General features: G+C 69.6%; 1 protein-coding gene. It reads left to right on the top strand.

All coding sequences use genetic code 11. The features are described from left to right. The coding region (locus ACLZOT_RS49615) for an acyltransferase domain-containing protein (protein ID WP_416975931.1) at positions 1-2,545 on the top strand (2,545 nt) is incomplete at both ends.

Genomic DNA, 2,545 nt, shown 5'->3' with positions numbered 1-2,545 from the left:
GGCGGGTTGATGTGGTGCAGCCGGTGTTGTGGGCGGTGATGGTGTCGTTGGCGTACCTCTGGGAGTCGTTGGGGGTGGTGCCTGCTGCTGTGGTGGGGCATTCGCAGGGTGAGATCGCGGCGGCGTGTGTGGCGGGCGGACTCTCGCTGGAGGATGCGGCCAGGGTTGTTGCGGTGCGCAGTCGGATGATCGCGGGGTCGTTGGCGGGGCGGGGTGGGATGGTGTCGGTGGGACTGCCGCTGGCTGAGGTGGAGTTGTTGCTTGTTCGGTGGGAGGGGCGGTTGTCGGTGGCGGCGGTGAACGGGCCGTCGTCGGTGGTGGTGTCCGGCGACGCCGAGGCGCTGGGCGAACTGGTCGTGGCGGGTGGGGTGGAGGACTTCCGGGCTCGCCGGGTCGAGGTGGACTACGCGTCGCACTCCGCGCACGTGGAGCAGATCGAGGCGGAGTTGACCGAAGCTCTGGCGGACATCGCTCCGATGGAGGGCACTGTCGCGTTCTACTCCACCGTGACGGGTGGGCTGATGGATACCTGTGAGCTGGGTGCGGGGTACTGGTATCGGAATCTGCGGGAGGCGGTGCGGTTGGCGGACACGACCCGTGCGCTGGCTGCGGCTGGTCATGGGGTGTTTGTGGAGGTGAGCCCTCATCCGGTGTTGACTCCGAGTCTGGAGGAGACGCTGTTCGAGTCTCATCCGGCGGCGGTGGTGACGGGGACGTTGCGTCGGGGTGAGAACGAACTCGGGCAACTGCTGACCGCACTGTCCACTCTCCACACTCACGGTGTCCCGGTGGACTGGTCCGCGATAGTGGGCCGGGGTTCGGTGATGGATCTGCCCACGTACGCGTTCCAGCGTGAGCGGTACTGGCCGCGCCCCCGGGCTGCGGCTGGCGACGCGCGGGGTATGGGGTTGGTGTCGGTGGGCCACCCGTTGCTGGGCGCGGCGGTGGAACTGGCCGGTGGCGAGGGTGTGGTGTTCACCAGCCGCCTGTCCCTGGCCTCGCACGATTGGCTGGCTGACCATAGGGCGCGGGGTGTGGTGTTGCTGGCCGGTACTGCGTTCGTGGAGTTGGTGGTGCGGGCTGGTGATGAGGTGGGGTGTGGTGTTGTGGAGGATCTGGTGCTGGAGCGGCCGTTGGTGCTGCCCGAGCACGGGGCTGTGCAGGTGCAGGTGGTGGTCGAAGCGCCGGCCGAGTCGGGTCGTCGTGCGGTGAGTGTCTACTCCCGGCCGGAAGAGACGGGCGCGGAAGCAGGCTGGACACGGCATGCCGGCGGAACGCTGGCCTCCGAGGCGACGGTGCCGACGGGCGCGGAGCTGACGGTGTGGCCGCCGGCGGGAGCGGTGCCGGTGCCGGTGGATGACCTCTACGACGGCCTGGCCGAGGCGGGTTATGGATACGGGCCGGTGTTCCGGGGCTTGCGGGCGGTGTGGCGGCGGGGTGAGGAGGTCTTTGCTGAGGTGCGGCTGCCGGACGAGGCGGCTGAGCTGGCGGGGGAGTTCGGGATCCATCCGGCGTTGTTCGACGCCGCCCTGCACGCTGCTGCGTTCCTGCCCGCAGGGGGCGAGGGCGGGCTCCCGTTCTCCTGGAGCGGAGTGTCCCTGCACGCGTCGGGCGCGCGGTCGTTGCGGGTCCGGCTGTCGGTGACCGGAGACGGCGGGCTCTGTCTGCACGCGGCTGATGACACCGGCGGCTGGGTGCTGTCGGTGGACTCGCTGGTGGTACGACCGGCGCCGCAGGGGCAGCTGAATTCACCTGGGTCTGGTCAGGACAACCTGTTCAGCGTGGAGTGGGTTCTGAAGCCTGTTGTCCCGGCTCAGAGTGGGGGTTCGTCGCCGCGGTGTGTGGTGGCGGGCGCGGGTGGTCAGGACCTGGCGGCGATGTTGGGGGTTCCTTGGCATCTGGAGCTGTCGGAGTGCCCGGAGACGGATTTGGTTCTTCTGCCTGCGGGCGCCGGTGTCACCGGTGATGTGGCTGCGGTGCGTTCCGAGGTGTGCCGGGTGCTGGAGTTGGCGCAGGAGTGGCTGGCCGGCGATGAGCGCGGTGATGCACGGCTGGTGGTGGTGACCCGGAACGCGGTTTCCACGGGTACGGGTGACCGGGTGGAAGACGTGTCCGGGGCCGGGGTGCAGGGGTTGGTGCGATCAGCGCGGTCGGAGCATCCGGGCCGGTTCGGGCTGGTGGATGTGGATGGCAGTGCCGAGTCCTGGCGGTGCCTGCCCGCCGTACTGAGCGGCACGGCAGGTGACGAGGGCGATTTCGAGCTGGCGGTGCGGGCCGGGCAGGCGTACAGCCCCCGGTTGGTGCCGGCTCACACCCGGGGAGTGTTGGCGGCGCCTGCGGGGACGTGGCGGCTGGGGATGGCGGGTCAGGGCAGTGTGGACGATCTGGTGATCGTGCCGTCTCCCGAGGCTGAGGTGCCGTTGGGGGTGGGTCAGGTGCGGGTCGGGGTGCGTGCGGCGGGGTTGAATTTCCGGGATGTGTTGAATGTGCTGGGGGTGTATCCGGGTGTGGCGCCGGTGTTGGGTGCTGAGGTGGCGGGTGTGGT

Origin of the sequence: Streptomyces sp. 4F14 (genome assembly GCF_048159485.1) — a bacterium.
Lineage (GTDB): Bacteria > Actinomycetota > Actinomycetes > Streptomycetales > Streptomycetaceae > Streptomyces.
Note: the sequence above shows the minus strand (reverse complement) of the source record. Positions and strands in the feature narration are given on the sequence as shown.